The sequence below is a fragment of the Paenibacillus phytorum genome (assembly GCF_013141715.1).
Taxonomy (GTDB): domain Bacteria; phylum Bacillota; class Bacilli; order Paenibacillales; family NBRC-103111; genus Paenibacillus_E; species Paenibacillus_E phytorum.
Genome location: NZ_WHOA01000138.1, coordinates 1 through 1,391, shown reverse-complemented (window position 1 = coordinate 1,391; position 1,391 = coordinate 1). Strand labels below are relative to the sequence as shown.

Below are 1,391 nucleotides of genomic sequence, written 5' to 3'. Positions count from 1 at the left end.
ACTGTTTTACACATTAGGGCCCTTAGCTCAGCTGGTTAGAGCGCACCCCTGATAAGGGTGAGGTCGGTGGTTCGAGTCCACTAGGGCCCACCAATTAATAAACGAGGGGCCATAGCTCAGCTGGGAGAGCGCCTGCCTTGCAAGCAGGAGGTCAGCGGTTCGATCCCGCTTGGCTCCACCATATTCCCTGATAGCTCAGTTGGTAGAGCACTCGACTGTTAATCGAGTTGTCACAGGTTCGAGTCCTGTTCGGGGAGTCTAAACCCCAAAAAGTGAAGAGATGCTCCGATGAGTATGCCGATTACTTTTTGGGGACCCCATAAATACTTGGAGAAGTGTCCGAGCGGCCGAAGGAGCACGATTGGAAATCGTGTAGGCGTCACAAGCGTCTCGAGGGTTCGAATCCCTCCTTCTCCGTTTCTTTATTAAAGGAAAGACAGTATGGCGGCGTAGCTCAGCTGGCTAGAGCGTACGGTTCATACCCGTAAGGTCGGGGGTTCGAGCCCCTCTGCCGCTACTAGATAAATTTGGAGAGATACCCAAGTGGCTATAAGGGGACCCTCTGCTAAGGGGTTAGACTGCGTAAGTGGTGCGAGGGTTCGAATCCCTCTCTCTCCGTCGGTAAATTTTTTAAGTTTGGCCCGTTGGTCAAGTGGTTAAGACACCTCCCTTTCACGGAGGTAACAGGGGTTCGAGTCCCCTACGGGTCACCATCAATTTTTTAGTTCCATCCCATGGAGGCTTAGCTCAGCTGGGAGAGCATCTGCCTTACAAGCAGAGGGTCGGCGGTTCGATCCCGTCAGCCTCCACCATACTGCCCAAAAAAGTGAAGTGAAGCTTTGTAGCAACGCCGATTACTTTTTCGGGGCCCATAATGAAATTATGCGTTCAATGTCGCGGGGTGGAGCAGCTCGGTAGCTCGTCGGGCTCATAACCCGAAGGCCGCAGGTTCAAATCCTGCCCCCGCAACCAAACTCTTTCAGAGAGTTGTTTTATACAGTGTGGAGCTGTGGTGTAGTGGCCTAACATGCCTGCCTGTCACGCAGGAGACCGCGGGTTCGAATCCCGTCAGCTCCGCCATTTTTTCAAAATGAATATGCCGTTGTAGCTCAACTGGTAGAGCAACTGACTTGTAATCAGTAGGTTGGTAGAGTAACGTTTATTACTTTTTTCGGGTCCGGTAAGGTTTTATATGTGGAGGCTTAGTGAAGTGGCTAAACACGGCAGACTGTAAATCTGCTCTCTTCGAGTTCGGTGGTTCGAATCCATCAGCCTCCATTTCCAAACTACGTTGGGGATTAGCCAAGCGGTAAGGCAACGGACTTTGACTCCGTCATGCCAAGGTTCAAATCCTTGATCCCCAGTATTACACCCCATAAAGTGAAGGTAAG

At 51.3% G+C, this 1,391-nt stretch carries 12 tRNA genes; all 12 read left to right on the top strand.

Going from position 1 to position 1,391, the window contains the following annotated elements:
* Nucleotides 1-16: 16 nt before the first annotated feature.
* The 12 genes from GC098_RS20850 to GC098_RS20795 all read left to right on the top strand — a co-directional run bounded on the left by GC098_RS20850 (nucleotide 17) and on the right by GC098_RS20795 (nucleotide 1,364).
* Nucleotides 17-93: transfer RNA gene (locus GC098_RS20850), tRNA-Ile, on the top strand.
* Nucleotides 94-105: 12 nt separating this feature from the next.
* Nucleotides 106-181: transfer RNA gene (locus tag GC098_RS20845), tRNA-Ala, on the top strand.
* Between the two features lie 3 nt (nucleotides 182-184).
* Nucleotides 185-257, top strand: a tRNA-Asn gene (locus GC098_RS20840).
* A 72-nt stretch (nucleotides 258-329) separates the two neighbouring features.
* Nucleotides 330-417, top strand: a tRNA-Ser gene (locus tag GC098_RS20835).
* 26 nt (nucleotides 418-443) lie between these two features.
* Nucleotides 444-517: transfer RNA gene (locus GC098_RS20830), tRNA-Met, on the top strand.
* 12 nt (nucleotides 518-529) lie between these two features.
* Nucleotides 530-618: transfer RNA gene (locus GC098_RS20825), tRNA-Ser, on the top strand.
* A gap of 20 nt (nucleotides 619-638) precedes the next feature.
* A tRNA-Glu gene (locus GC098_RS20820) sits at nucleotides 639-713 on the top strand.
* 23 nt (nucleotides 714-736) lie between these two features.
* Nucleotides 737-812 (top strand) — tRNA-Val (locus GC098_RS20815).
* 83 nt (nucleotides 813-895) lie between these two features.
* Nucleotides 896-972 (top strand) — tRNA-Met (locus tag GC098_RS20810).
* Between the two features lie 31 nt (nucleotides 973-1,003).
* Nucleotides 1,004-1,080, top strand: a tRNA-Asp gene (locus GC098_RS20805).
* 116 nt (nucleotides 1,081-1,196) lie between these two features.
* Nucleotides 1,197-1,278 (top strand) — tRNA-Tyr (locus GC098_RS20800).
* A 14-nt stretch (nucleotides 1,279-1,292) separates the two neighbouring features.
* A tRNA-Gln gene (locus tag GC098_RS20795) sits at nucleotides 1,293-1,364 on the top strand.
* Nucleotides 1,365-1,391 lie beyond the last annotated feature (27 nt).